This is a genomic window from Chitinispirillales bacterium ANBcel5, assembly GCA_029688955.1.
GTDB classification, from domain to species: Bacteria; Fibrobacterota; Chitinivibrionia; order Chitinivibrionales; family Chitinispirillaceae; genus Cellulosispirillum; species Cellulosispirillum alkaliphilum.
Genome location: JARUKZ010000052.1, coordinates 1 through 23082 on the forward strand (window position 1 = coordinate 1; position 23082 = coordinate 23082).

Annotated in this window: 19 protein-coding genes; 12 read left to right on the top strand and 7 right to left on the bottom strand. The window is 41.8% G+C overall.

Annotated features, from left to right (window positions below; all coding sequences use genetic code 11):
* Positions 1-441 (top strand): hypothetical protein (locus tag QA601_17405; protein ID MDG5816878.1); only part of this gene is annotated, 441 nt, incomplete at its 5' end.
* A gap of 150 nt (positions 442-591) precedes the next feature.
* Here the strand turns inward: QA601_17405 and QA601_17410 are convergent.
* Positions 592-2274 (bottom strand): GH3 auxin-responsive promoter family protein, encoded by a 1683-nt coding sequence (locus QA601_17410; protein MDG5816879.1) that lies wholly within the window; start codon positions 2272-2274, stop codon positions 592-594.
* Positions 2275-3012: 738 nt separating this feature from the next.
* Here QA601_17410 and QA601_17415 point away from each other — a divergent pair.
* The 4 genes from QA601_17415 to QA601_17430 all read left to right on the top strand — a co-directional run bounded on the left by QA601_17415 (position 3013) and on the right by QA601_17430 (position 6775).
* A complete protein-coding gene (locus QA601_17415; protein MDG5816880.1) occupies positions 3013-3837 on the top strand; it encodes a TIGR02147 family protein in 825 nt (274 codons plus the stop codon).
* The gene (locus tag QA601_17420; protein ID MDG5816881.1) at positions 3831-5000 is read left to right on the top strand and encodes a hypothetical protein; all 1170 of its coding nucleotides are present in this window, start codon (positions 3831-3833) and stop codon (positions 4998-5000) included. Before QA601_17415 ends, QA601_17420 begins: the two co-directional genes overlap by 7 nt.
* A 347-nt stretch (positions 5001-5347) precedes the next feature.
* Positions 5348-5947 (top strand): hypothetical protein, encoded by a 600-nt coding sequence (locus QA601_17425; protein ID MDG5816882.1) that lies wholly within the window; start codon positions 5348-5350, stop codon positions 5945-5947.
* A 258-nt stretch (positions 5948-6205) separates the two neighbouring features.
* Positions 6206-6775: a hypothetical protein gene (locus tag QA601_17430; GenBank protein ID MDG5816883.1), complete on the top strand. Its 570-nt coding sequence runs from the start codon at positions 6206-6208 to the stop codon at positions 6773-6775.
* A gap of 61 nt (positions 6776-6836) precedes the next feature.
* On the opposite strand, the gene QA601_17435 is transcribed toward QA601_17430, so the two are convergent.
* The gene (locus QA601_17435) at positions 6837-7850 is read right to left on the bottom strand and encodes a nitronate monooxygenase family protein (GenBank protein ID MDG5816884.1); all 1014 of its coding nucleotides are present in this window, start codon (positions 7848-7850) and stop codon (positions 6837-6839) included.
* A gap of 173 nt (positions 7851-8023) precedes the next feature.
* Here QA601_17435 and QA601_17440 point away from each other — a divergent pair, with 173 nt between their 5' ends.
* Positions 8024-8311: a hypothetical protein gene (locus QA601_17440; GenBank protein ID MDG5816885.1), complete on the top strand. Its 288-nt coding sequence runs from the start codon at positions 8024-8026 to the stop codon at positions 8309-8311.
* 176 nt (positions 8312-8487) lie between these two features.
* Complete coding sequence (locus tag QA601_17445; GenBank protein ID MDG5816886.1) at positions 8488-8919, top strand: hypothetical protein; 432 nt, start codon at positions 8488-8490, stop codon at positions 8917-8919.
* A gap of 40 nt (positions 8920-8959) precedes the next feature.
* Here QA601_17445 and QA601_17450 read toward each other — a convergent pair whose 3' ends face one another.
* The 5 genes from QA601_17450 to QA601_17470 form a co-directional block, all read right to left on the bottom strand.
* Positions 8960-11587 carry a CotH kinase family protein gene (locus tag QA601_17450; GenBank protein ID MDG5816887.1) on the bottom strand — a complete coding sequence of 876 codons (2628 nt, stop codon included), beginning with the start codon at positions 11585-11587 and terminating at the stop codon, positions 8960-8962.
* A 220-nt stretch (positions 11588-11807) separates the two neighbouring features.
* The gene (locus QA601_17455; GenBank protein ID MDG5816888.1) at positions 11808-13697 is read right to left on the bottom strand and encodes an ATP-binding cassette domain-containing protein; all 1890 of its coding nucleotides are present in this window, start codon (positions 13695-13697) and stop codon (positions 11808-11810) included.
* A gap of 148 nt (positions 13698-13845) precedes the next feature.
* On the bottom strand, positions 13846-14859 hold the full coding sequence (locus tag QA601_17460; protein MDG5816889.1) for an SDR family oxidoreductase: 1014 nt from the start codon (positions 14857-14859) through the stop codon (positions 13846-13848).
* A 102-nt stretch (positions 14860-14961) separates the two neighbouring features.
* Positions 14962-16218 (bottom strand): hypothetical protein, encoded by a 1257-nt coding sequence (locus QA601_17465; GenBank protein MDG5816890.1) that lies wholly within the window; start codon positions 16216-16218, stop codon positions 14962-14964.
* Positions 16219-16300: 82 nt separating this feature from the next.
* Positions 16301-16828: a hypothetical protein gene (locus QA601_17470; protein ID MDG5816891.1), complete on the bottom strand. Its 528-nt coding sequence runs from the start codon at positions 16826-16828 to the stop codon at positions 16301-16303.
* Between the two features lie 144 nt (positions 16829-16972).
* Between QA601_17470 and QA601_17475 the strand changes: the two genes are divergently transcribed.
* The 5 genes from QA601_17475 to QA601_17495 all read left to right on the top strand — a co-directional run.
* Entirely contained in the window at positions 16973-17446 is a 474-nt protein-coding gene (locus QA601_17475; GenBank protein MDG5816892.1) for a hemerythrin domain-containing protein, read from the top strand.
* A gap of 184 nt (positions 17447-17630) precedes the next feature.
* Positions 17631-20306 (top strand): fibro-slime domain-containing protein, encoded by a 2676-nt coding sequence (locus QA601_17480; protein ID MDG5816893.1) that lies wholly within the window; start codon positions 17631-17633, stop codon positions 20304-20306.
* A 193-nt stretch (positions 20307-20499) separates the two neighbouring features.
* Positions 20500-21903 carry a hypothetical protein gene (locus QA601_17485; protein ID MDG5816894.1) on the top strand — a complete coding sequence of 468 codons (1404 nt, stop codon included), beginning with the start codon at positions 20500-20502 and terminating at the stop codon, positions 21901-21903.
* A gap of 24 nt (positions 21904-21927) precedes the next feature.
* A complete protein-coding gene (locus QA601_17490) occupies positions 21928-22371 on the top strand; it encodes a hypothetical protein (protein ID MDG5816895.1) in 444 nt (147 codons plus the stop codon).
* A 382-nt stretch (positions 22372-22753) separates the two neighbouring features.
* Positions 22754-23082, top strand: a 329-nt coding sequence (locus QA601_17495) for a hypothetical protein (GenBank protein ID MDG5816896.1), incomplete at its 3' end; no start/stop codon positions are given.

Sequence of the window (23082 nt, forward strand, 5' to 3'; positions counted from 1 at the left end):
GAGAGGTGGTATAATGATTCTGCCTACTTTGACACATCGATTGCGGTTGCTTTTGAAGGGAACCGGATAGCAGAAATTACCGATGTAGCCCTTGTGGACGAAAAAGTCGTTGTTAATTACAGGCTTAGTGATGAGGACTATACAATAACATACTATAAGTACGATCCTGATGGCGAAGAGTATGATGCTAAAGCTATTGTTTTTTACTTTATCAGCAGTGATGAAAGACAACTGCACGAAAAAGAGGTGGTGTTTGAACAGGAAAATGTTTCGGTAAAGAGAAATCAGCCAATTCATCCGGCGGGATCTGGTTTAAATACCGGACACCATACTAAAAGGAGTGTTGATCTCAGGGGTACTGTAGCTGCGGAGAAACGACCAAGTGGCTTCTATATCAAACAGCAAACTGGTCATGTACAGCGTAGGGTAGAGGTAAAGTGAATTGAAATAAGGGGGGCTGTCGGCATTATTTCATATTTTATTTTGCTCATGAGAGTATAGCAATTAGCCCTGAGTTCGGAAGCAGGAAAAAGAAAGTAATTTACTTTCTTTTTTCATTGTTCAAACATACAGCAATTACCATAGTAATGTTTATTTCTGCAGTTTTTCCAAAAACTGCAGCACTTTCTGGTTCTTGGTAAGGTAGACATCTTTATACTGTCCCTCCCGGGCCATACCATACCGTATGAGCGTTTCTTTAAACCTTTCATAAGAGTTTTCTTTCAGTTCATAGAGTGAAGGAGGGAGTAGGCGTAACGTGCCGCGTTTGTCTTTATATTCAGGATTAAATTGTCGTAGTTTATCATCCAAAGCTGTAATAAAAGAGGGTTTAGTGGTGGAGTCAATGGTATCTTTAAATTCCACGAAAAACTTGTAGCAGAAATTCTTTTCATCACAGAACATGGTGTAAAAAGAAACTTTAGCTAACAGTTCTTTTGACGTCTCAACCACAGCCTTAATGACCTGCTCTTCAGAGAGCTTTTCGCCGGTTAAACTTGTTACCCCTTCACCTTTTTGAATAAACTTGAAAATAGGGAATTGGTTATAAAAACCTACTATTTCTACTATATCATTAATATCATAGCGATATAAACCACTACCATTACTAAAGAGAATATAGTATCGCTTTCCCACTTCTACTTCGTGGGCCTGAAGTACATCAGGGTTTTTCTGATTTCTCTGCTCCAGTTCAATGAATTCAAAATGATAAATATGTCCTGCTATCACTGAATAATCCCACGAGTTGTGCATTACAAGCCCGGCCCTGCCTTCACTTGCCTGATACCCAAAGGCCCGAATAACAGTAGAATCAGGAAAAAAACCATCAAGCCTGGGAATAAAATGTGCAAAGTTACCCTGTTTCCAGGTGTTAACCAGTGCAAGATTTGGCCAAAAATGTTTAGGGCGTAACTGATCTCCATGTTGTTCCATCAGTTTTTCCAGTTTTTTTCCCCTTTTGGGATCTGGTGTAAGGGTTTTTAGCACCTCCGTTCTTACGGACGGATCAATCTGCTCTGCAACATCGCATCGTAACGTTCCGTCATAAATATCTTTGATAAGGTCTTCATACTCATCCATAATGGTTTGATGAAGCCGGATTACACTTGAGGGACTTGCTGCGATAATAATTGTAATGTTGTGTGCCAGCGCAAAGCGCACTAAAGCATAGTATTTTTTCAGATAGTCTTTTATACAGATCACCGGGTAGGGAGCAGAGTAGGTGCTTTTTAGCACATTGGGGATGTTTTTATATACCATTCCGGATATTGATCCGTAGGGGGTACCATCCTCTACATACCCTTCAATATCTGAAGACACTACCGAGAGACTCTTGCCGTTATAGATAGTTGGATTATCTAAAAGACAGCTGTAAAGCCATAGCTTACTCAGACCAGAATAAGCGTTTTCAAAATAATCCTTTGAAACGGGAATCACCTTTGGTTTTGCGGTTGTGCCGCTGGTGGTATTGTAAAATATTGCTTTCCCAGGGAATAGTATATCACTTTCACCTTTGCACATACGCTCGACGTATGGCCTATGATCTTCAAAATTATTAACAGGTACAGCTTCTCTGTAATCGCTAATGTTTTTTATAGAGGAAAACTTATGATCTTTTCCAAAAGCTGTGCCCTGTGATGTGGTAATGATTTTTGATAGTATTCTGTCCTGTGCCGACTTACACTCTTTACTGGCTTTTAAGAATTCCTTTAAACACGGTCGCCCTGCAAGGGTAAGAAGAGTTTTTCTAAACCAGGGTTTTTCGGTGATAGTCATGGACCTGACTCCTTCTGAATCGTTTTGTGCAATAATTAATGAAGTAAAAAAAACTGAACACGGCAACAAGCTGCTTACATTAGTGTAAAAATAGGGTAGTATATTACATTGATAGAACAAAGTAGCACTACTATACTTTGTGCTTGTATACAAATTACCTGATTGCTACTGATTGTGTCAATAAAAAACCATATATAATGTCTAAGTATCAAAAGAAAACACGTCACAATAGTTTAGAAATAGATGTCTAATTAAAGAAACTCTCAATATCTTATGATAAAAGTTAAAAAATATATAAACATAATGAGTTGGGAATACACGAACGTGGTGTCTATAGACATTGATATTACTACTGTATATTCTTTTTGAGATGGTTGCGTATAAAAGGCAGGAATATACCTACTCAAAGCGTGGCACTCCTATGGTTTCATCTCTTCAGGAGGACCTAATTGCAAGCTCCTAATTTTTGGCCTCTGAGACTGTATCTTTACCGCTATTGTTCATATGTTCTTACATAAAAACTACGGGGTAACCGAACGTGTTTTACACTATAACTGACTGATATTATCAGAGTAAGGTTTGCTTTTCTGAAAAAGTGTTGATAAAAAAAACAACGTTTCCTAAAACTTTTTACCCTTTTTGCTTTAAAAATCATTATTATTATAGGATACGTTTTAGACATAAATAGAATGAAAAATCAGGGGTATACTGAACGAAAAGAGAGCTATGTAGAGTAAAATGAGACCTGTTTTTGATTATATGGATTATCAGGCTTACCTGAGAAACTACTATGAAGAGAAAAAAAGAGAAACAACCTTTTTCTCCTACCGGTATATGGGGCGACGCTTAGGGCTTGATCCGGGGTTTTTGGTTAAAGTTCTTCAGGGAAAAATGCATCTTTCTGTAAAAGCAGCCTCAGCAGTTTCAAAACTTTGCAAGTTTACAAACTCAGAGAGTGAGTATTTTGAATGCCTCGTTAGGTTTGCACGATCAAGTTCCCCCGAAGAGAATAAGATCTATTTTGAAAAACTGATGGAGATACGTGGTGTTGATGCTCAGATTGTTGCAGTAAGGCAGTATGATTTCTATAAAAAGTGGTACCACTCTGCTATTCGCTCTTTGATTGGTTTCTATCCCTTTGCCGGAAATTATGAAGAACTTGCTAAAAAGCTAGCACCTCCTATCACTCAAGAACAGGCAGAGGAATCTATAAAACTGCTTCTGGAACTTGGATTCATTGAGAAAGATAGTGATGGAAAGTATAGTTTGACTGAGAATATTATTACTACCGGTGATTCCTGGAAATCGGCGATGATCAGTGCATATCAGGAAGAAACCATTAAACTTGCAGGTGAAGCAATAGATCGGTTTTCAAAAGAGGTTCGGGACATATCGACAATGACGGTCTCTGCCAGGGTGAAGGATCTTGAAACGATAAAGGAACTGGCAAGAAAGTTTCGTCAATCAGTATTGCAGCTATGCTCAGAGCATACAGGGGAAGTCGTTTATCAGGTTAATCTTCAGGTATTCCCCTTATCTGACACAGAGGTAGGTAAATGCTGAAGAAGTTTTTGGCAGCTATAGTTTTTGTTATAGTTGTAAGCTGTACTCAGAACATTACAGGTGGACCCGGCAATGGATCCGAAACAACCAATGGAATTGTCTATTGTGCCGAGGGCAAGCCGGTAAGCGGGGCAGTGGTTAGACTAATCGATGAACAAAACTGGCTTGAGCGAAATATAATGGGATTATCTGTTGTACTTGATTCCACCGTTACTGACAGTTCGGGTTTGTTCGGGTTTAATACACAGTATACTAGGAAAACCAACATTCAGATCGATTGGGAACAGGAGGGGCTGCTGCATTCATTTAGAAACCAGGGGTATGAAAACCACGTAGACACCTTTCGTTTGAGCAGATATGCACAACTGTCGGGTAGATTTTCGGCTGAGACAACTGCACATGGATTAGCATTGGCAGGAACAGCTTTTATAGCATCAGTGGGTGAAGACGGGGAGTTTTCTATTCCCGGAATTCCATCAGGCGCCTTCTCTTTGGTTGCTCTTTTTGAAAACAGTGCGGCACTGTGCGGAGTGTATCAGTTTTATCCCGGACTCAGTACTGATATTGCTGAAATAGCGGCTGATACTTCAAAAATCAGAGTCGATCGTTTTACTAGTGGTTTTGGACCTGCCGACTTCTGGAATCTTACCGGTGGACTATGGTATCCGTTCAGTTCGCGGGATTCCTATACAAATGTAGAAATCGTTACTGACAGCAATAAGAGCGTTTTGCATGCCGAACTAATCAGATCTTCTCAGATTACAAGCTATGCTGGTATCGGTTTTCAGGTAGGCAAAAGTTCAAATACCTACTTTAACTTTTCAGATCTTAACAGTTTGTCGTTCAGGGCAAAAGGTTCAGGAGTTATACATGTAAGTATTCAGACCAGGGCAATAGAAGAAGCAAATGGGCCCTGGCCACAGTTTTATAAAGAAATATCCTTAACACCAGAATGGAAACACTGGGAGATCGATGTCGACTCCCTTACTATGCCTCATTATGCGCCTGCATATCATGAAGGGTACACCTGGGGACAGGTTGCGGACAGAGTAAACAGAGTGGAGTTTACAAACCTGGGGACCGTTTCTGATTCAGTTTATTTAAATCTTAGTGATGTTTATCTAAAAGGATTGGATCTTAAAGCTCTTGTTCCTCAAAAATAGGTGGTTTTGCACTTTTCACCTTTAACGTTTCTCTTTATGCACCTGAAATTGTTGATTTCCCAACAACAGGTTGATTATTTTAACCTACATGGTTTTAAATACCCCCCCAAAAAAGGGTATACGTATCTGAAATGCTTAAGTGTCTAAAACACAATCATATACCATAACCAAACAGTATTTAATTTGCTGGTTTTTGCGAAATTGTACATGGATAATTAAAATCCGGAGCCATTTGTTAGTTCTGGCACTGTTGTTTATCGAAGAATATGATTGTTATAATGAACAGAGGTGATAAAAAAGGTAACTGAATAAATAGGTATCAACACACATAAAAAAGGATGGATACGATGAAACTAAGACACCTGCTACCTGTCGCATTTATAGGCTTTATCATCATGGTTGGATGTGGACCCAGTACGGAGTTAGTTCCTTTCACGTACAGCTCTCTTGACCATACCGATCAGCAACCATATACAAAAGTCATTGAGGGAGTTTCAGTTGATCAGGTAAAAAGCCGTTTGGTATCCATTGCCCAAGCCAAAGGTATGGAACTGCTTGGAGACAGAAGTATAAGATTGGAAAATGCACCTGCAAACGGGGTTATGTTGTTTTTCTGGAGTGATGAGGATGGCGCAAGCGATGTTTACGATGATAGTTACACTGAAGTGTATGAAACAACTGCATCTTTACAGTATTCTTCCAAATACTACTTTGAGCTGATTCCTGCAGAAGCTAAAGTAACAGTGAGAGCTGTGGGAGTGCCTATATTCAATAATAGGATGAGCTGTCCGGACTTTGTGAAACAGAATTATGAAGAATGTGAAGCTGAAACTGTTATCACCGAAAAAGGAACCCCGCTATGGTTATCGCTTAGAACCCAATGGGGATATGATGTCTCAGGGAGGTATGAAAAGAGAACTATTTCCGAAATTTTACGCGAACTGTAAATAGATTAATTCATCCCTCTGCTCATTTAGCCAGGGGGATGAATCATTTGTAGCTAAGATTGTGACAGAAGCTGATTACCCGTTGGTTTTACCTTCCATAACCCCGGATCTGACCCCATTTTTGAATGATAGTCCATTGACATACATATATATTTAGTAAAACAAAGCATAACTTTTAAATTGTGGGTTAGAAGACAATTTGGTATATTCAAAGTTTTTAAATTTGATGTATTAACTTATATCTCAGGCGAGGTAATTGTGAAAATTATGTTATCCGGTGTGTTTCTTCTTTTGATTTGTCTTCCAGCAGCTTCTCAGATTGCAGGGCCAGACTACTTTAAACGCACCGTATCCTCCTACTATGGAGGCTTATCGATTGTAACCGGTAATGATTATTACGATCCTGGATTTACCCTGGGTGCGAATTTCCTTTTCAGGCCTATTGAATACCTGGGGATTGGGTTGGCCCCCTCCTTTAATCGATGGACTGTTGATGAAGATGATTACAGGGTAGATCGGGCTTCGGATAATAGTATTAGCCTGTATGGGGCAGCTCGTGGCATCTATCCAACACCAACAGAAATTAACCCCTATCTACAGATTGGAACAGGGGTGAATTTAATGATGAATATAACAAAGTTTAGCGATCAATTCACGGGGATGTTTAGTGGTGAAAAACATCACGACTTTGATGTTTATTGGGGGATGACCTTTACCGGAGGGGTATCATACAAAATACTGGATTTGGGTTTTGCATTTAGTTTCATCAATTTGGAACGGGGCACTAAAAGATGGATATCGATTACTCTTGGGTATGTGCCTTTTTAGGTCAAGAGTTTAAGAGGCGAAAGCTTAACATTCGCCTCTTAAACTGGTGTATGTTTACAGCTTAGCAACATAACATTGTTTTCATATTCTGGAGCTCTATTTCTGCTTCAGAAACAAGATTTTCTATTACTTTTCTCATGGGCAGAATGTCTTTCATAAGCCCCACGCTTTGCCCTGCCATAAGTGAGCCCCCTTCCACATCACCATCTACAACAGCACGTCTCAGTGCACCCATCCAGAAGTTTTCTACTTCATATTGTGCTGTTTCCCGTGTAATTTCACCTTTTTCCAACCGTTTTAGTAATTGCAACTGTAATTTCCCGAAATCATCGGTACCGGCGTTTTTTATTGATCGAACGGCTACAACGGGGAGTTTTGAATCGTACTGTGGGGTGGAAATGGCGTATCTTGCCTTGGCTCTTTTGAAAACTTCTTTGAATTTATCGTGTGCAGTACACTCCTCTGTCATGACAAACCGGGTTCCAAACTGGCATCCGGCAGCACCCATAGTGAGCATGTGAGCCATCATTCGACCGGTGGCTATCCCGCCGCCCACAAAAATCGGCACCTCTTTGAATTCAAAAAGCACTTGCTGAAGAAGGATCATCAAAGAGACATGGCCAATATGTCCGCCAGCTTCACTGCCCTCAAGCACCAGCGCATCTACTCCAAACTGAATCTGTTGTCTGGCTATACTTTCCTCTGAAGCAAAGGACATTGTGCGCTTACCTGCGGCTTTCATACCCTGAATGTCTGCTTTCCGCGGAAAACTACCGGCAAAAACCACAAACGGAACATTCTTGGATTGCAAAATTTCATAATGGGCTCTGTAGTTGGGAGCGATGGTAATAAGGTTAACCGCAAAAGGTTTCTTTAGCCCTGCAACACATCTATCTACTTCCTGTTCAAAGAGTTCCGGAGGCATATTACCCGCCGCAAGCACCGCAAACGCACCATTCTCACTTACTGCTTTGGCCAGATTGAAATCACTTATCCAGGTCATCGCCCCTGCAATTATGGGGTATTTTACCCCTAAAAAATCTCTGCCCCGCTGAGCCAGTTTATCATAAATCATAAATTAATCTCCTTTTTCTGTGTGGTTTGAGACTAAAATAGGTTCTGCTAGATTTGGTGATAAGTATAAAATTTAATCCTGTGAGGCACGCATCTGCTTTCGCCAGAAACTATATTATTGCGCTTGATTTGAAAACAGAACTGAAATGGAAATGATGTCCCCCAACGATCACTATGAAAATTATAATCTCTGTACTGCTATTGGCTTCTGTTTTAAGTAGTCAGACATTTCAGGCAACCACCAATGTAAATGAACCTCAGTGGAGGCCTGTTATGGTGGATTCAAATTACATAATCGTCGAGTGGCAGGAAAAATATGGCTACTTGAGATCCGACACTTGCGTAGGAGTGTGGGAGTCGGGCAGAGAGTACCTCCTCACCCAAAGAGATCACCGTAGAAGAGTCGTACTTCAGAAATCCAATATAGTCAGCATTTCATATCGTCCCCTTAAATATCGCTAATTTTTAGACATAAAGGCTGCTTTAATCAGCACTGCTGACTAAGAGCAGGATTTTTTGATGAATATTCACTTGTTGGGTGAACATGCTCAAGTTATTTTGAAGTGATAATCATTACCACTTGGGTGGTACTGCTACAGGCGATGGCGAATACAAAGAGGTATCTTCGGGAGGCATTCATGGCAAAATGGATAAGTGCAGCTCTTCTTTTTTTTATGGTTTTTGGGTGTGGGAGTGTTGATGAACACGCTGTTACCTTTATGGATGGAACCTACAGGGGGGCATTTTTCGACAGGGGAGTGATGGAGATCAATGTGGAGTTTGAACTGAAATCTGATACTTTAAGTGATATCAGATTCAGATACCTGAAATACAAAGGTGTCGATTATCTTGATGATGAAAGTGAAGAGAGTGTAGTGGTTCGTGAGCAGTATAGGCAGCTTGCTGACTATCTTAGGGGAGAAAATCTTTCAAAAACTCTTGAAGCACTCCATTATCCGGCAAATATTATAACTAAAGAGTCCGATGGTTTGACCGTGGCGACTATAAGGTCCGGGAAACTGATCTCCGCTTTAAGAGACGCTCTGAACAGGGGAGTGTATCGTAAATAAACAGGAAGGGATACTGCCTTTAAAGCAGTATCCCTGGTTCTCATCGTACCAGATACAATGGCTTTCTTAATTGTCTTTTACCTGCCTGAAGTATACAAAAGTATACCCCGGAAGTTACCCCTTTAGCATCCCAAGTGACACTATGTGGGCCGGGGTTTAGATTTTGTTGTAAAAGCGTAGCAATATTTCTACCCTTTAAATCAATGATTTTCACTTTTACATCTTCACTTTGACTAATACTAAATTGAATTGAAGTAGATGTTGTGAAAGGATTAGGAAAATTGCCTTTTATTTGGGTCTGAATAGTTGTTCTGTTTTTCGTTTGTGCGCTTGAAGCTGGTTCGTAAACGGTTTCTATTTCAAGACCGTTAGCCGGGTCAATCTCCAGGACATTCTCCTCATATTCGACTCCGTTAATGATCCATTTTTTTAGCTGGTAACCACTTTTGGGTACAGTTTGAAGCCTTATCGGATTGCCATTAAAATAGGTTCCGCTCCAGGGATAGACCTGCTGAGAAACACCTGGCAACTCTTCGTCTATAATAAGAGAGTTTAGTTTTATGTAGCCATAATTTATATCGTTATTGAGCTGAACCTGCGTGGTGCCATTGAGACCAAAATGGCTAATAATATGCTGTTGAAGCTGAGAGGGACGCGAATGAATTGAAGCTCTGATTTCATTTACGTATTCTATCCATTCCTGTTTATCTTCGGGAACATTCCATCGTCTGATATGTCGATCTATTTCCGGATCAATCATCTGATAAACACTATCAAGAATGCTTAGAGCGCGCTCAGGAATGAATGCTGAGTTGAGGAGGTCAGCATGACGATTTATAAAATCAGTTCTGAAACTTTGGTTTTGAAGAAGGCCGTCGAGCAATTCGTAATTCTGATCTATAACAAAAGATATCATATCCGGATTTCGCGAAAACAAGCCATGCGATCTATCGATATCATATAAAAGCCACCTGAACCTTCCGTCAAGACCTTTTGGTGCATTGGGATCGTAGGGTTTGCGAACTCTCCAGAAATCATTATTGTTGTGCGGCCAATCATCATTTTGTAAGTATATCTGAACCGAATAGTAATCCAAAAAATTGTTAACATCCATGTATGTCTGCAATGTACTATAGTTTTCATCATCTGACATATCGTTATTAACTACAAAATTGATCATTTCCTGGTAATAACGATCATCGCCCTCATCAACCTCAACAAAAAAATTCCCCTCATACCTTTTTAAAGAGAGATAGTCTATGTTATCCGGATCAGCACCATACACCCGTTCAAGGTAATGTTTATCATAACGTTCCCTGAAATTTTTTATTCCCCAGTATTCGCCGTTGATAAAAACTACAGAGGGAGAAAATCCCTGAGTATCAAAATCAAGGTGTTTTACCATCAGTTGTGTCACGCCGTCTCTAAACATGGTTCTCTCAAAATCATTTCCGCTGTTTCTTAGTAGTAATCTTCTAAAACTTTCAGATTCTTTATTTGGGAAAAATTTATAATCGATACTGTTGTTACCGCCATATCTGTTTCTTGCATATATTCTTAAGGATTTCTGAGGAAAACGTCGTGTCCAGCCACCATGTATTCTGAAACCCACACCCTGGGAAACGCGCAGAACTTTATTTTGATCGAAATACTCAATATGCCCGGCACGTTCCCACTGCACACCTCTTTGGGAAAAGTTGCCAGATGCATCATCACCAGGTGTATAGTGATCTCCAGGTACATAAATCCCCGATGAATCACTGAAAAAATTTTCCCTTTCGGTTGTAACTGAAGTTACAGGAAGTGAATACATACTCTCCCCCTGAGGAAAGACAAAAAAGGTACCCGTAACAGTTTCACTGGGAATGGATCCTTCCGAAAAAGCCGCCATCCGCACAACTGTCCCTTTATCGACACGCTCCGGTTCTACCCAGGGGGGGCCAAACCTTTGGATATAAGTAGTCTGAATATTAGCTATATCGTTTGGTTCATGACTTCTGTCTCTGATCTCAATACTGCTTTCCAAAAGGGCTGAGTTTTCGGTTGGCTCTGAGCCGTCCAGAGTATAGCGAATCTCTACATTCTCATCGTAATCAGGTCTTGGAAGATAGACCGTGCTGTTGTAGAAACCCGGAGCTACAGCAAATTCCGGTGGTTCAAGAATCGTAGTGTAAGGCTCGGTGCTGTTATAGTGCCCCGGAGTTGGATCGATAAAATAGTACCAATCGGAGCCGTGTGCTCTTCTTCCCATGGAAAAGTCGGTAGGGACGGGGTATCCGGGAAAACGATCAATGATTTCTCCTGAAGGCAGTGAAAGAGTAACCTTTTCCCCAGAAGCACTTATTTTAAAATTCGTATGAATCGCTTGAGAAGTGGAACGGTCCTTTCCGGAAGCCCAGATTAAAAGATACTGGTTTGGTTCTATAGAAACATTGGGAAAGGTCCATTTAAGAGGATTACCTTCTGAATCAGATAGTCCGTAGCCCTGTAAATTAACAGTTGAATTACCGGTGTTAGTGATCTCAATCCAGTCTTCATAGTCACCATCCTCATCTGCAATAGTTTCAGAGTTGGAAGCCATTAGCTCATTGATGATTAAATTCCGAGAATAGAGATTTGTTGAAGTTATTGTAATAATAAAAGATAAAAAAAGCCCGACTCTTTTCACGATTCCTCTCCTGCTCCTTGAAGCTCCTTTAGAGGCAGCTTCATTTGTATGAGTATTCTATAACCTGAAGAACAGGTTAAAATTATTTATAATAATATACCCAGAATTTTTGGAAAAAACTGAAAGATCATGAAAAAAGAGCGGTATAAGCGATGTATTGGGTGATAAAATCCTTTTATCTATTTAATAGTGGCCACAGGGGAATGCAGCATAGATTAGATTATGTATTACTACCTTCCAGGCGTCTCTCGAGTTCTTCCCATGTCTTATAGGAGGAGCTTATGGTTTCCTGCAATTTATCTAAACTTTTCTTGGATTCTGCGATAAATCCCGGTTTTGCACAATTTTCGGGGTTAGACATTGCTAAACAGAGCTTCTCGTATTCGCTCTCCATCTCTTCGATTTGCATTGGAAGAGCCTCAAGTAATCTTTTTTCCTTATAAGAAAGGCCTGAAGATTTCTTTGCGGCTTTTATACTCTTCCCTTTCTTCTCTTTGGGGGGCTTAGCACTTTTTTGCTGTAGCTCTTTTGCTTTGGCCTGACTTTCCCAGTCATCAAAGCCACCAATGTATTCACTAAATTGCCCATTTCCCTCATAGGCAATGATTGAACTCACTACATTATTGAGAAATTCTCTGTCATGACTAACCATTAAAATGGTTCCGCTGAACTCAAGAAGTAATTCTTCAAGCAATTCAAGTGTTTCTGCATCGAGATCATTTGTCGGTTCATCAAAAATAAGAAGATTGGATGGCTCTGTGAATAGCCGGGCAAGCATGAGTCTGTTCTTTTCACCCCCAGAAAGTTGATGAACCGGAGATTTAGCCCGCTGAGGGGTGAAGAGAAAATCACTTAGATAGGAGATAATGTGCTTAGCTTTACCATTAACAAAAACAGTATCTCCACCACCCGGTGCAACATTCTCCCAAACTGTTTTGTCAGGATCAAGAATGTTTCTAAGCTGATCAAAGTAGGTGGGGTTCACTGATGTACCAACTGCTAATTGTCCTCCCTGAGGTTCTAACTGGCCAAGAAGCAGTTTAAGGAGCGTCGTTTTACCACATCCGTTTGGACCAATGATCCCTATTCTGTCTCCCCGGGTTACAGTAGTAGAAAAATCTTTCACTACCGGTGTATCGTTATAGGAAAAGGAGATGTTTTCTGCTTCAATAACTTTGTAGCCCGAGCGCTGTGATTCACTGATTTGCATCGATACTGTGCCACTTTTCTGTCGCCTCTTTTTACGCTCCTCTCTCATTCGTTTCAGAGCCCTTACCCTGCCCTCATTGCGGGTGCGGCGCGCTTTAATACCTCTGCGAATCCAGACCTCTTCTTTGGCCAGTTTTTTATCAAAAAGCTCCCACTCTTTTTCCTCAGCTTCAAGCAGTGCTTGCTTTCTATCAAGAAAAGTATCGTAATCACATGACCAGTCATAGAGCTTCCCTCTATCAAGTTCAATAATACGGGTTGCAAGACGCTTTAAAAAACGCCTGTCGTGAGTAACAAAGAGAAGGGTGATATGGGTATTTAGTATGTAATCCTCAAGGCGCCTTATAGAGTCGAGATCGAGGTGGTTTGTCGGTTCATCAAGAAGAAGCACATCTGGTTCTCCGGCCAGAGCCCGGGCAAGAAATACTTTGCGACGCATTCCCCCGGAAAGCGAACTGTAAGGGGTATCCCCATCAAGCTCAAACTGAGTGATTGCTCTGTCTATTAAAGTGCTTTTATGCCATCCCTGGGCTTCTTCGATAGTAAGTTGCAGTTTTTCTATAAGTTGGGGTGATTCATTATTATGAATCGCTTTATTAAGCCTGGCAAGTTCTTCACCCGCTTTTCCCGCGCCGGTGGCAACGATTTCATATATTGTACCCTCAACTGTTGAGGGTACATCCTGGGGCAGAGAGGCAATCTTTAGACCCGGTGCTGTAATCACTTCACCTGCATCAGCACTAACCTCATCTGCTATTACTTTCAGAAGCGTGGATTTACCGGCCCCGTTTCGGCCAAGCAGGGATATACGTTGCCCCTTGTGGATATCAACTGATACTTCGTCCAAAAGTTTTGGGCCACCAAAGGCAAGAGAAACTGAATGAAGACTTATTTGGGACATAGCAGAGAAACATCATTTTTGTAAAAAGTGGAAAAATCAAAGCAGTAAAATATAATTTCGGACTTTATGAGTCACTTATTTTGATTGTTTTGATCAATTTATCATTTACCCTTATTTATTATCGATATCTCCAAACAGTGCAAGTATGTTACCGAAAAGCTTTCCAGAGCATCTTTAAAGGGTGATTGTTTCTGAAGAGATATGAGGTCAGCAGGGCTCCCAAAAAAAATGTGACTAAGCCTATGAGAAGTTTTTTGTTGTCTGCTTTTTTGCCGGAAATCCACCCGCCTTCAATGCTTCCGTAGGGAGGTGCGGGTTTAAAAAGGTTTCCCTGTCCCTGGGGGGCACTGTTTTGGGTAAAATGGTTCCTTTTAACCTGCATTGTCATCAGGCGCTCAACTAAAGATGGAGAGAGTTTTTTAACAGTAATAAGAAGCCTGGCTATAGTGCCGGCGTAGAGCTCTTTTTGTGGTTTTTCAATAAGCTTCAACACTGAGTTTACCACCAGGTCATGACCATAGACCGGTCCCTGGGCTTTAATTTCACGGCCAGCATAGTTTGCAGCATGCTGAAAAAAGGGAGTATCGATTGTAGCTGCTATTACAGTGCATACATGAATAGCAGGAACATCTCTGAGTTCCATTCTTATGGACTCACTAAAACCGTTTATTGCAAACTTACTGGCACTGTAGGCACTGAGGTAGGGGGCGCCAAATTTTCCCAGTTGGGAGGATATATTTATAAGATTACCAAACCCCTGTTCCCTAAACAGTGGCACTGCAGCTCTGGCTCCATGGTAATAACCAAAAAAGTTGGTCTCGATCACTTTGCGGTATTGATTTGCAGGGGTTTCCTCAAGTCTTCCCAATAGGGTAACCCCGGCATTGTTGATCCACACATCGATCTTTTTAAAGTGTTGGGCGGTTTTTTTAGCAAAACTCTTAACCGCTTCTCCGTCTGCAACATCAATTTCTTCTATGAGTACTCCCTGAGCCCCTGTATAAAGACATTTACTTTTTACTTTTTCGAGCTGTTGAAGATCTCTTGAAAGTAATCCAAGAGAAGCACCCTTTTGGGCGAGTGTAAGCGCAATAGCACGACCGATCCCACTTGATGCTCCGGTTATCACAACAACAGTATCTGAAAGTTTTTTCTCCTTCATACAGGCCCTCTCTTATCCTCTACTTAGATATCCTGCTTCCAAAAAGTAGAGTATAAATACCCGGAAGCCCCATCAAAGCTATGAGTTCTTCCGGGTTACAATTTAACGGTTCTTGCAAAACTCGAGTAAACTTTTCTGGTCTGGAATATCTCTTCTGGACAGCAGGATGTCTGCAGGATGCGGACCTTCAGTTTCTACCCTGTAGTCTTCACCCTGTGAGTTGATACAGTCCTGAACTACTTTCTGAGAAGGTGCAAAATCATCGTTGGAGGTTGTAAGAAAAGTTTGATACCTGTCCTGGCTCTCGGACATATTCAGGGGTACCATTTTGGTTTTATCACCGGTATAGTGAAGCTGAGAAGAGAGTATAGAGCGTACGTATTCTTTTGCTGGTTTAAGAACAATTGGTTCAGGCATTGAGTCCGGAAACATCTCTTCGGGATCTTTGTTTTCATACTTTTTCATAATTTCAGCAGCAGTTTGAAGGTGCGTTAATTCATTTTCCAGGCACATCTGCCACACACCTTTTGCCTTGTCGTCTGTTTCAGACTGCATACATGAGTAGTACATGTAGCATTCATTGTACTCGTGCAGCACGGCCATTTCAAACCAGGAAGCACGCGGATCGGTAAGTGAGCCGTAGTGAGTTACATGCTGCTCCTCGATCTGGGCAATCTCCTGATAGAGTCCACGGCCATTTTGGTCTGCCAGTCTGTTTCCTATGTTCATATAAAAATTCATGGTCTGCTGTTCAGCCGCAATAATAGTTTCGATGTGAAGTTTTGTCTGAGCACTTGTTTTCGATCGGTCGGTAAAATTTCTTACCGTATCCACAGGATGACAGTGCTCTATTACCGTAGGACGGCCGGGGATTATTTCTGTGAATTGTTTAACTATCGACTCAGCTTTTTTTTCATCGGTCATGGCAAGCAGGTTAGCATATCTGTAGAGGTGGTCAAAATCTTCAAGCAGGGCAAAATCCAAAGCCGCTTTTACGTACGGGTCCTGTTCTGCCTGTGCTAAGGCTGCGGTGAGATCTACTGCAAGTTGTTCGTAGCCGATAGTGACCTGCAGGGTCGATTCTTCGGCGGGTATCATCCAGTTTACCATTTTTTGCTCCTGCTGTTCGATTCTGCGCAGGGTGGCAAGCTGTGCTCTGAGTTCAGGGATATCTATGTGGCGGTGAAAGTTGTGATAGAACTGAACTGCTTCGGCTTCTATCCCGTTCATTAATATACCTCTGAGGCGCGTATAAGGATCGACAGTTGAGCTGTCGTAGGGTTTTACGTTAAGCTCCACCCATGGTTTTGTCTGCTTTTCGATTGGGATTCCTTTTTCTTTGAAAGGATTAAAACCCATTGGCTGACTCCTTTTTAGTGTTTGTTAATCAAACGGGCACAACAAATATGTTCAAAATGGCAAAAGTACTGAAACCACTTTTTCAGGCAATGAAAATGGGATCTGCGCTAGCTTTTTTTGAAAGGTTCTGCGCCGGCTCAGCAAATTCATCATCGATTTTTATCCACAGAAGAATTCCTCCTGAACGAATTTTTTGGGAACAATTCTTTGAATCTTCCGCGTTTAGCCCTGTTTTTGTGAGAATTTCTGAAAGAGAATTTACCCCTTCGGCAAGAGCGTATTTAACCTGCTCTTCTATGTTTTCGCCGGCTATGGCAACCGGGCCTGAATCGGTTGTAGTAAAAAGGGAGCTATCAGCCAGAAAATGATCCAGCCAGGGTAGTTGTTCTGATTTAGTGGGAGGGACGGGGGGGAAGGAGCCGCCTTCTCCTTTTTGTATCACTCCACCTGAGATCTCTTTAAAATTACCGGTATGGTTTGTAGCGGTAAGCACTTCTTTGGATAAAACGATATTGGCTTCGTTTCGATCGGCCACACCTTCTTTAAAAAGGATGCCGGTCCCGTAGGTAGCACCTTTGTAGTCTGGATATATTACCAAAAGATTTTTCATTTCGCCTTCCTTTCACAATATGCCCTATAGACTGAACCGTTTTGATCTCAAAACAAGCAATTGATGTACCTTAAACTGTCGGGCTACACTGGTCCCCTTTTTGATTTTGTAATAATAGGTACTTTTTAAAGGCAGGAGGGGCTAATGGAGAGATTATTAAATGATTTAAACGAACAGCATTCAAGAATCAGAATGCAGTTAGCAAAATTAGAGGCACTTCCATCAGCAGATGATTGGGAAAAACGGGAACTGGAATTCGCAAAACTGAAAGATGTTCTCTTGCCCCATTTGAGTGCTGAAGAGAAGATATTGTTTCCACACCTTGTAAGCGACCCATCAGATCGCTGGCAGATAAATTACTATTTAGAGCAACACGCACTGATCTGGAAGAGTTCATCAGAGCTTTCGGAGCGATCTAAACAGGCCCAAAACTGGGGAGCGGGAATGCGGGTGATGGATACAATTATTCAAAATCACCTCGATTCTGAGCAGGAGCAGTACCCTCACATGCTTACCATTATCGATGAAAAGAATCTTGAAAAGGTTTATCAGAGGTTTCTGCAGGAAGAGATCAGGTTCAGAAAAGAGCTTCAAAACCGAAAAACCATGCCCTGGTAAAACAGGGCGTTTTGCCCCCCATAGTGAACAAAATGTTAAAGTTTTATCATACCTACTAAAAAAAGTTTTGAAAATTATTGACTATATTCCTATATTATGGTATATAGATTGGATATTTTTGAACTTTTATATATTATATAACACCAAAATATACCAGGTTTTTTATCCACAAGGACTCAGATATATGAAAAACAGTCGTAACTGGTGTTTTCTTTTGATTATGTTTTGCGGCCTTTTAAGTGCCTCATTTGCTCAGCAGCGAGTGTATGATGACACAATATGGGTTCCGGTTACTTTCTATGATTTTCACTCAAACAGATCCAATCCAGAATTTGAGATGCCTCACACCGGTGGCGTGCGAACCGGTATGGTCGATTCTCTACTCGATGAAGACGGAAAACCTCAACTGGGCCCCGAACCTTACCTTAATCACTACATTAAATACTGGTACAGACCCTGGGAAGATTCAGCTAAGGGTGATTTTACTATCCCTGATTACAGTACCAGTGTTGGTTACAGGGAATTAGTTCCTGACATAGAGTTTAATGCTAATCCTGAATTTCTTGGGATAAAAGAAGTAGATCACGATACCGCTTTTAAGAATGTGGTTATAAGAGACTCTCTGCCGTTTCTGTATATGCGCGGCACTGAAGGAGAGTATATGTATGATAATCAATACTTTTTTCCTTTGGACGGCAGAGGTTTTCGATTTGATGACACGCGTTATGGTGAGGGCTGGAACGCGTGGTTTCAGGACTCCAGCAGGCATAACTATTCATTTACCATGGAGCTTAACTGGAAATTTCAGATGAGAGAAGGGTTAGAGTTTCACTTTTTGGGGGATGATGATGTATGGGTGTTTATAAACGGTAAACTGGCTATAGATCTTGGTGGAGTGCACTGGCCCGCCGCTGGTACTATATACATGGATAGTATCGCTGAAAGTCATGGCCTGGAGTATGGTGAGATCTACACTTTTGATATGTTTTATGCTGAGCGACACACACATGGCTCTACTATTCAGGTAAGCACCAACATCATCTTTGCCCCGCCCAATGACCTTACCCTCGATGTAACTCCCGGGGATACCATCGCTGTAGGGGAGACTGCCATACTCAATTCTGCGCTCCTGTCCGATACGGGGGTAGTACTCAATTATCGGGGTAATATAGAATGGGGATTCGAAGATCTATACACCGATAACCCGCCTTCAACTTTTAATCAAATCTCCGATTTCAGGGCAGAATTAACACCGGTTCAGGCTCCTACCACCTATCGTGTATGGACACACTATTTTGATATCCATGAAGACGTTTTTTTGGCCGATACAATACTGGTTCATGTTGTTCCGGGTGAACCGTACCAACTGGTAATAGAAGAATCACCGGATCCACAGGTTTCACCCTTTGAACCCAACCCTATAGACCTTATTACACTCGATGATATGAACGCTACAAAAACGGTGTATGCGGTCCAAAGGGATATCGGGGGTAATTTTGTGGGACTGGCTACTAATCCGGTATGGAGTTCTGCATATGAGTATGTTCATGTGAACCCGGGTTCACCGGGAAGTGCTGTGGTAAGCAGAAGCAGGATTGATGAAGTCTACACCTCTATAGCGGTGCAACAGCAGGGATTACAGGAAGCCAGTGCTAATGTTTATTGCCCGTTTTTACACTCTCCAACAACAGTGCAACTGTACCCACAACCTGGAACACCTGATCAGGACGGCAATACCGCTTTTGGCCCGGAAGTAAGAATTCAGGCCGGACAGCCATTACATTTGTACTCCAGAGTATTTGATTCCACCAGTTGGGTTCCTGAACTGGATCGGTTTGTGACCTGGGATATAGTGGGTTCTTCAAGCTGGGAGACCTTTTTAGCGACCAATGCAGGAGAGCACAACGTTTTTACTACAACCAGAGCGCATCAGTCGGTAATCGTTGAGGCAACCATTGATGATCCCTCTTTGCCTGAATACGCACCTTCCTCAGTAAGGCTTACCGTTCATATCGATCCTTTAGACCCGACAAACCCTGGTCCCGGAGATCCAAATGATCCTCCTGGTCCGGGTGATCCTGGAAATCCTGATGGTCCGGGTGATCCTGGTGATCCTGGTGGTCCGGGTGGTCCGGGATCTGATCCCTATATAATTCTTAATATTCAGGATACTCCTGAAGTAACCGACATGCATAACCCCACTCAGCTGGATACGGTATATATGCCTGTACAGGGGGATGTATATTTATATGCTATTATTCGGGATCAGTTCGGTAACTATATTAGGAAAGCAAGATTTCCGGTATGGGAAAGCTCAAATACGAATGCTGCCTATATATTTGACAACGTGGATAATCGTGCCACCATTGCACGATCCGGACTTTACGATGATTTTATGACTGAAGTATCGGTTAACAAAGAAGGGGTAGTTGGGGACACGGTTACAGTTATTATCCAGGGAGAAACACAGTTTGTTGCTGGCCCTAATAACCCTTTTGATCCTAGTCGATCCAATATTAATGAATTACCTTCTGCTACACTCGACTATTACAGCAATATTATACGTGGTAGAGACCGTGGTATTTTGGGCGTGTTAAACACACGGATGCCCCTTGAGGTTAACGAAGACAATACCTACGGAGACGTTTTAATTTATGATGCTGTAGGGAATATTGTGGCCAGCCTCTCTCTTGAGAGAGCACGCGGGGAGCTATCCTATGCTTTTTTCTGGGATGGCAAAAACAGAAGAAACCGTACAGTTGGTGCCGGAACCTACCTTGCTACTATGAGAGCTGTTCAAATCGACGGTGAAAAGATCAATCTTACAGAGAAGATTGGTGTGGCCATATTTGAGCGATAAATTTTTACTGCGCCGGGACCATTTCCCGGTGCATTTTCCTGCTTTTTTCCATTCATGCACTTTCCGCGTAAGCTTCCTAAATCCTTTTAAGTCCACTTCGTGTCTTTAGACGTAAGCTTCCATTCTGGAACATCGTTTGCATTTTTTTTTGATTCAGGCATAGATATCACCCAAACCATAGAGAAGTGTAAAAATGGGTAATCGCTATATTGCTGGATTCGACTCATCCTCTGTTCCGGTAAGGGCGCTGGGGGCGTATCTTTTCAATAAAGAGTTTCCGGCGCTGGGGTTACAGCCATCACTGGTTTCAAGACCTGCTGCCCGGCTGATGCTTTTTTTAAACAAGCTATCGCCTTCATTGCGGGAAAAACTCTATTCTGCAGCACCAATCAGTGAAGCGTTGCCCCGCAGGATGCTTAAGGAAGATATCGCAACCCGCTCAGCAGAATATTTTGTCAAACAATATCCGGAACGCTTTTTCCCTGCGGTTTCTATTGGTGCATCCAATGGCGCAATGATGAATATCTGTGCACTTCTTGGAATTCCTTTTTTACCACAAAACATGCTTATTCCGGTACGAAGGGTTAAAAAAGATCCTCACGATGTTATGGGTGAGTTTGAGTTTTCCAAAACCTGGGGCACTACTCTTTTAAAGGCAAACCCGGAGCTTGCTCTTCACCTTATTATCGACCCCACACACGACTTTCTGATGAGTCATTCGATCGCCTATTTCAGAGCTAAACGTATAAAGCTTGGCAAAGTATACAAACAATATCTGCTAAAGGTTTTAAAGCCGGGGGGAGCGATATTGGTAAATGACTGCACCCTTAAGTGGCCGGTTACATCGATCGATACAAACCATTACTTTCAGTTCGGTGGACATGGGAGTCTTACACCCGACGATTTTTTTCACAACAATCCCAATACTGCCGAATTTAGAAAGCATTACGGGAATGCAGCAACAAAATGGAATCCACCAAAACCAGATCTGAACGCAGCCGAAGCGGAGTGGGGCTTAAATACAGAGCTTCTGGATGATATAAGGCAGTTTTGCACAAAACATGGGTTTAGGTTGATTCGGGTTAGTTATGAAGAACCAGAAGATCTAAGCCCTCTTGCAGCAGACCTGTACAGAGACTGGTATCGATCACGGCAAATCGATACCGGCAGGCTTATAGTACAGTCCTTTGTTCTTCAGGAGCCTTTCTGGACTGTGCGTACGGGCTCGATTCCCTTTTGGTTGGTATTTCCAACCATCGCATCCTTTAACAAAGTTCAGGACTATATACAATCGCACGGACCATTTAAGGAGATTGGGGTAAGTCTTTTATCCTTTGGCGTTACACCACCGGGGCTTGTCGCGGGGCCGATGTGGAAGCGACTCTTTAAAAAAACCTCTAAACGAGGGTTTTTCATTGGGGTTGAAGAGAGTGAGTTCCCTCTTGATTTTGCCTCTTTGCAACGGTATCATCTCGATTTTGGTAAACAGATACGTTCCCGGTATCCTGTGTTTGGCAAATTGAGTATGGAGCAATTTGAACGGTTTTTAACGGGTGCAGAATCGCAGTACAGCGTTTCGGTGTCTGTTGAGCAGTAACTACAACATTGGGGAGGAGAAAACATGGATGAGAGAAGAGAGGTTGACGCTGCATTGTGTGATCGGTTTGTTACCGCTTTGATGGGGTGTTTTTCTGATCATGCAGGGAAATTCAATGAAGAAGCTGCTGCCAGGGAGTTTATCGAACTTGATAGAGAAGATCTGGCACTGTTTCGCAGGCATGAGGCTCAGCCCACAGAGGAGCTGCTTGGGTTACTGATTAAATCCTGTGATGCATTCGATACTGGGTGGCTCAGAACCGGTTTGACCGATGAAGCCCTGTGTGATCGTATGATAAAAACTATGCACCACAATCGAATCGATCCGGTTGATGCTGCAAAGGATCTGTTTGTAACAAAAGAGTTTTTTGGCTTTGTGAAGGATTACAAGTTGATGCCCTCAAGAGTTTTTATAAATCGCTTTTGTGAAAAGTATGGTATCCCACTGCAAGAAATTTATTACGATTGATTTGGAAAAGGGATGCAGAAGGAAGGCAGGGGAGCGAGTGGTGTTATTTTAAAAAAGGAAAATCACCCGGCTTTCCCCTTTCTACATTTCTTACCTCTGTACCAAACAGCCAGTTAGTATAGTTGCGCCGAAAAGAGAGTAACGCAGGGGCAGTGATGCACCTACAGGAACTACATATACCAACCAGGTACACATAGGTTAAAAAGCATTCAGGGCCTTATAGCAGCCGGAGGCAGGGATAGAAGCTCGACAGATAATTACTTATATGATGAAAACACAAAATGATTGAAGACCCGGCGAACATCACACGTTTTTTATATGATGCAGATGGAAATCGTGAAAAAAAGAACAGACAACCGTTACCTGGTATTTTGGAAATGATTTGGAATTTCGATACAGAGATGATGAAGTAGAAATTATTGAAAACATAACTGTCGGAGATGTAGTTTCAAGGAGGGTACATTATAATGTGTTTGACCTTAATTCAGATGACCAGTATTTCATAAAAAATCATCTTGGGTCAACAATTACGATGGTAGATAGTAGAGGTGAAATAATAGAGCCTGTTTTTGAGTATTACCCTTTCGGCAAACAAAAACAGATTCATATAGGATCTGAAAGCCCGGTTACCCAAACTTTTACTGGTAAGGAGCTTGATCTTTTTGAAGGCGATATAGCTGAAGGAAATGATGGGTATAGGGTTGTACTATT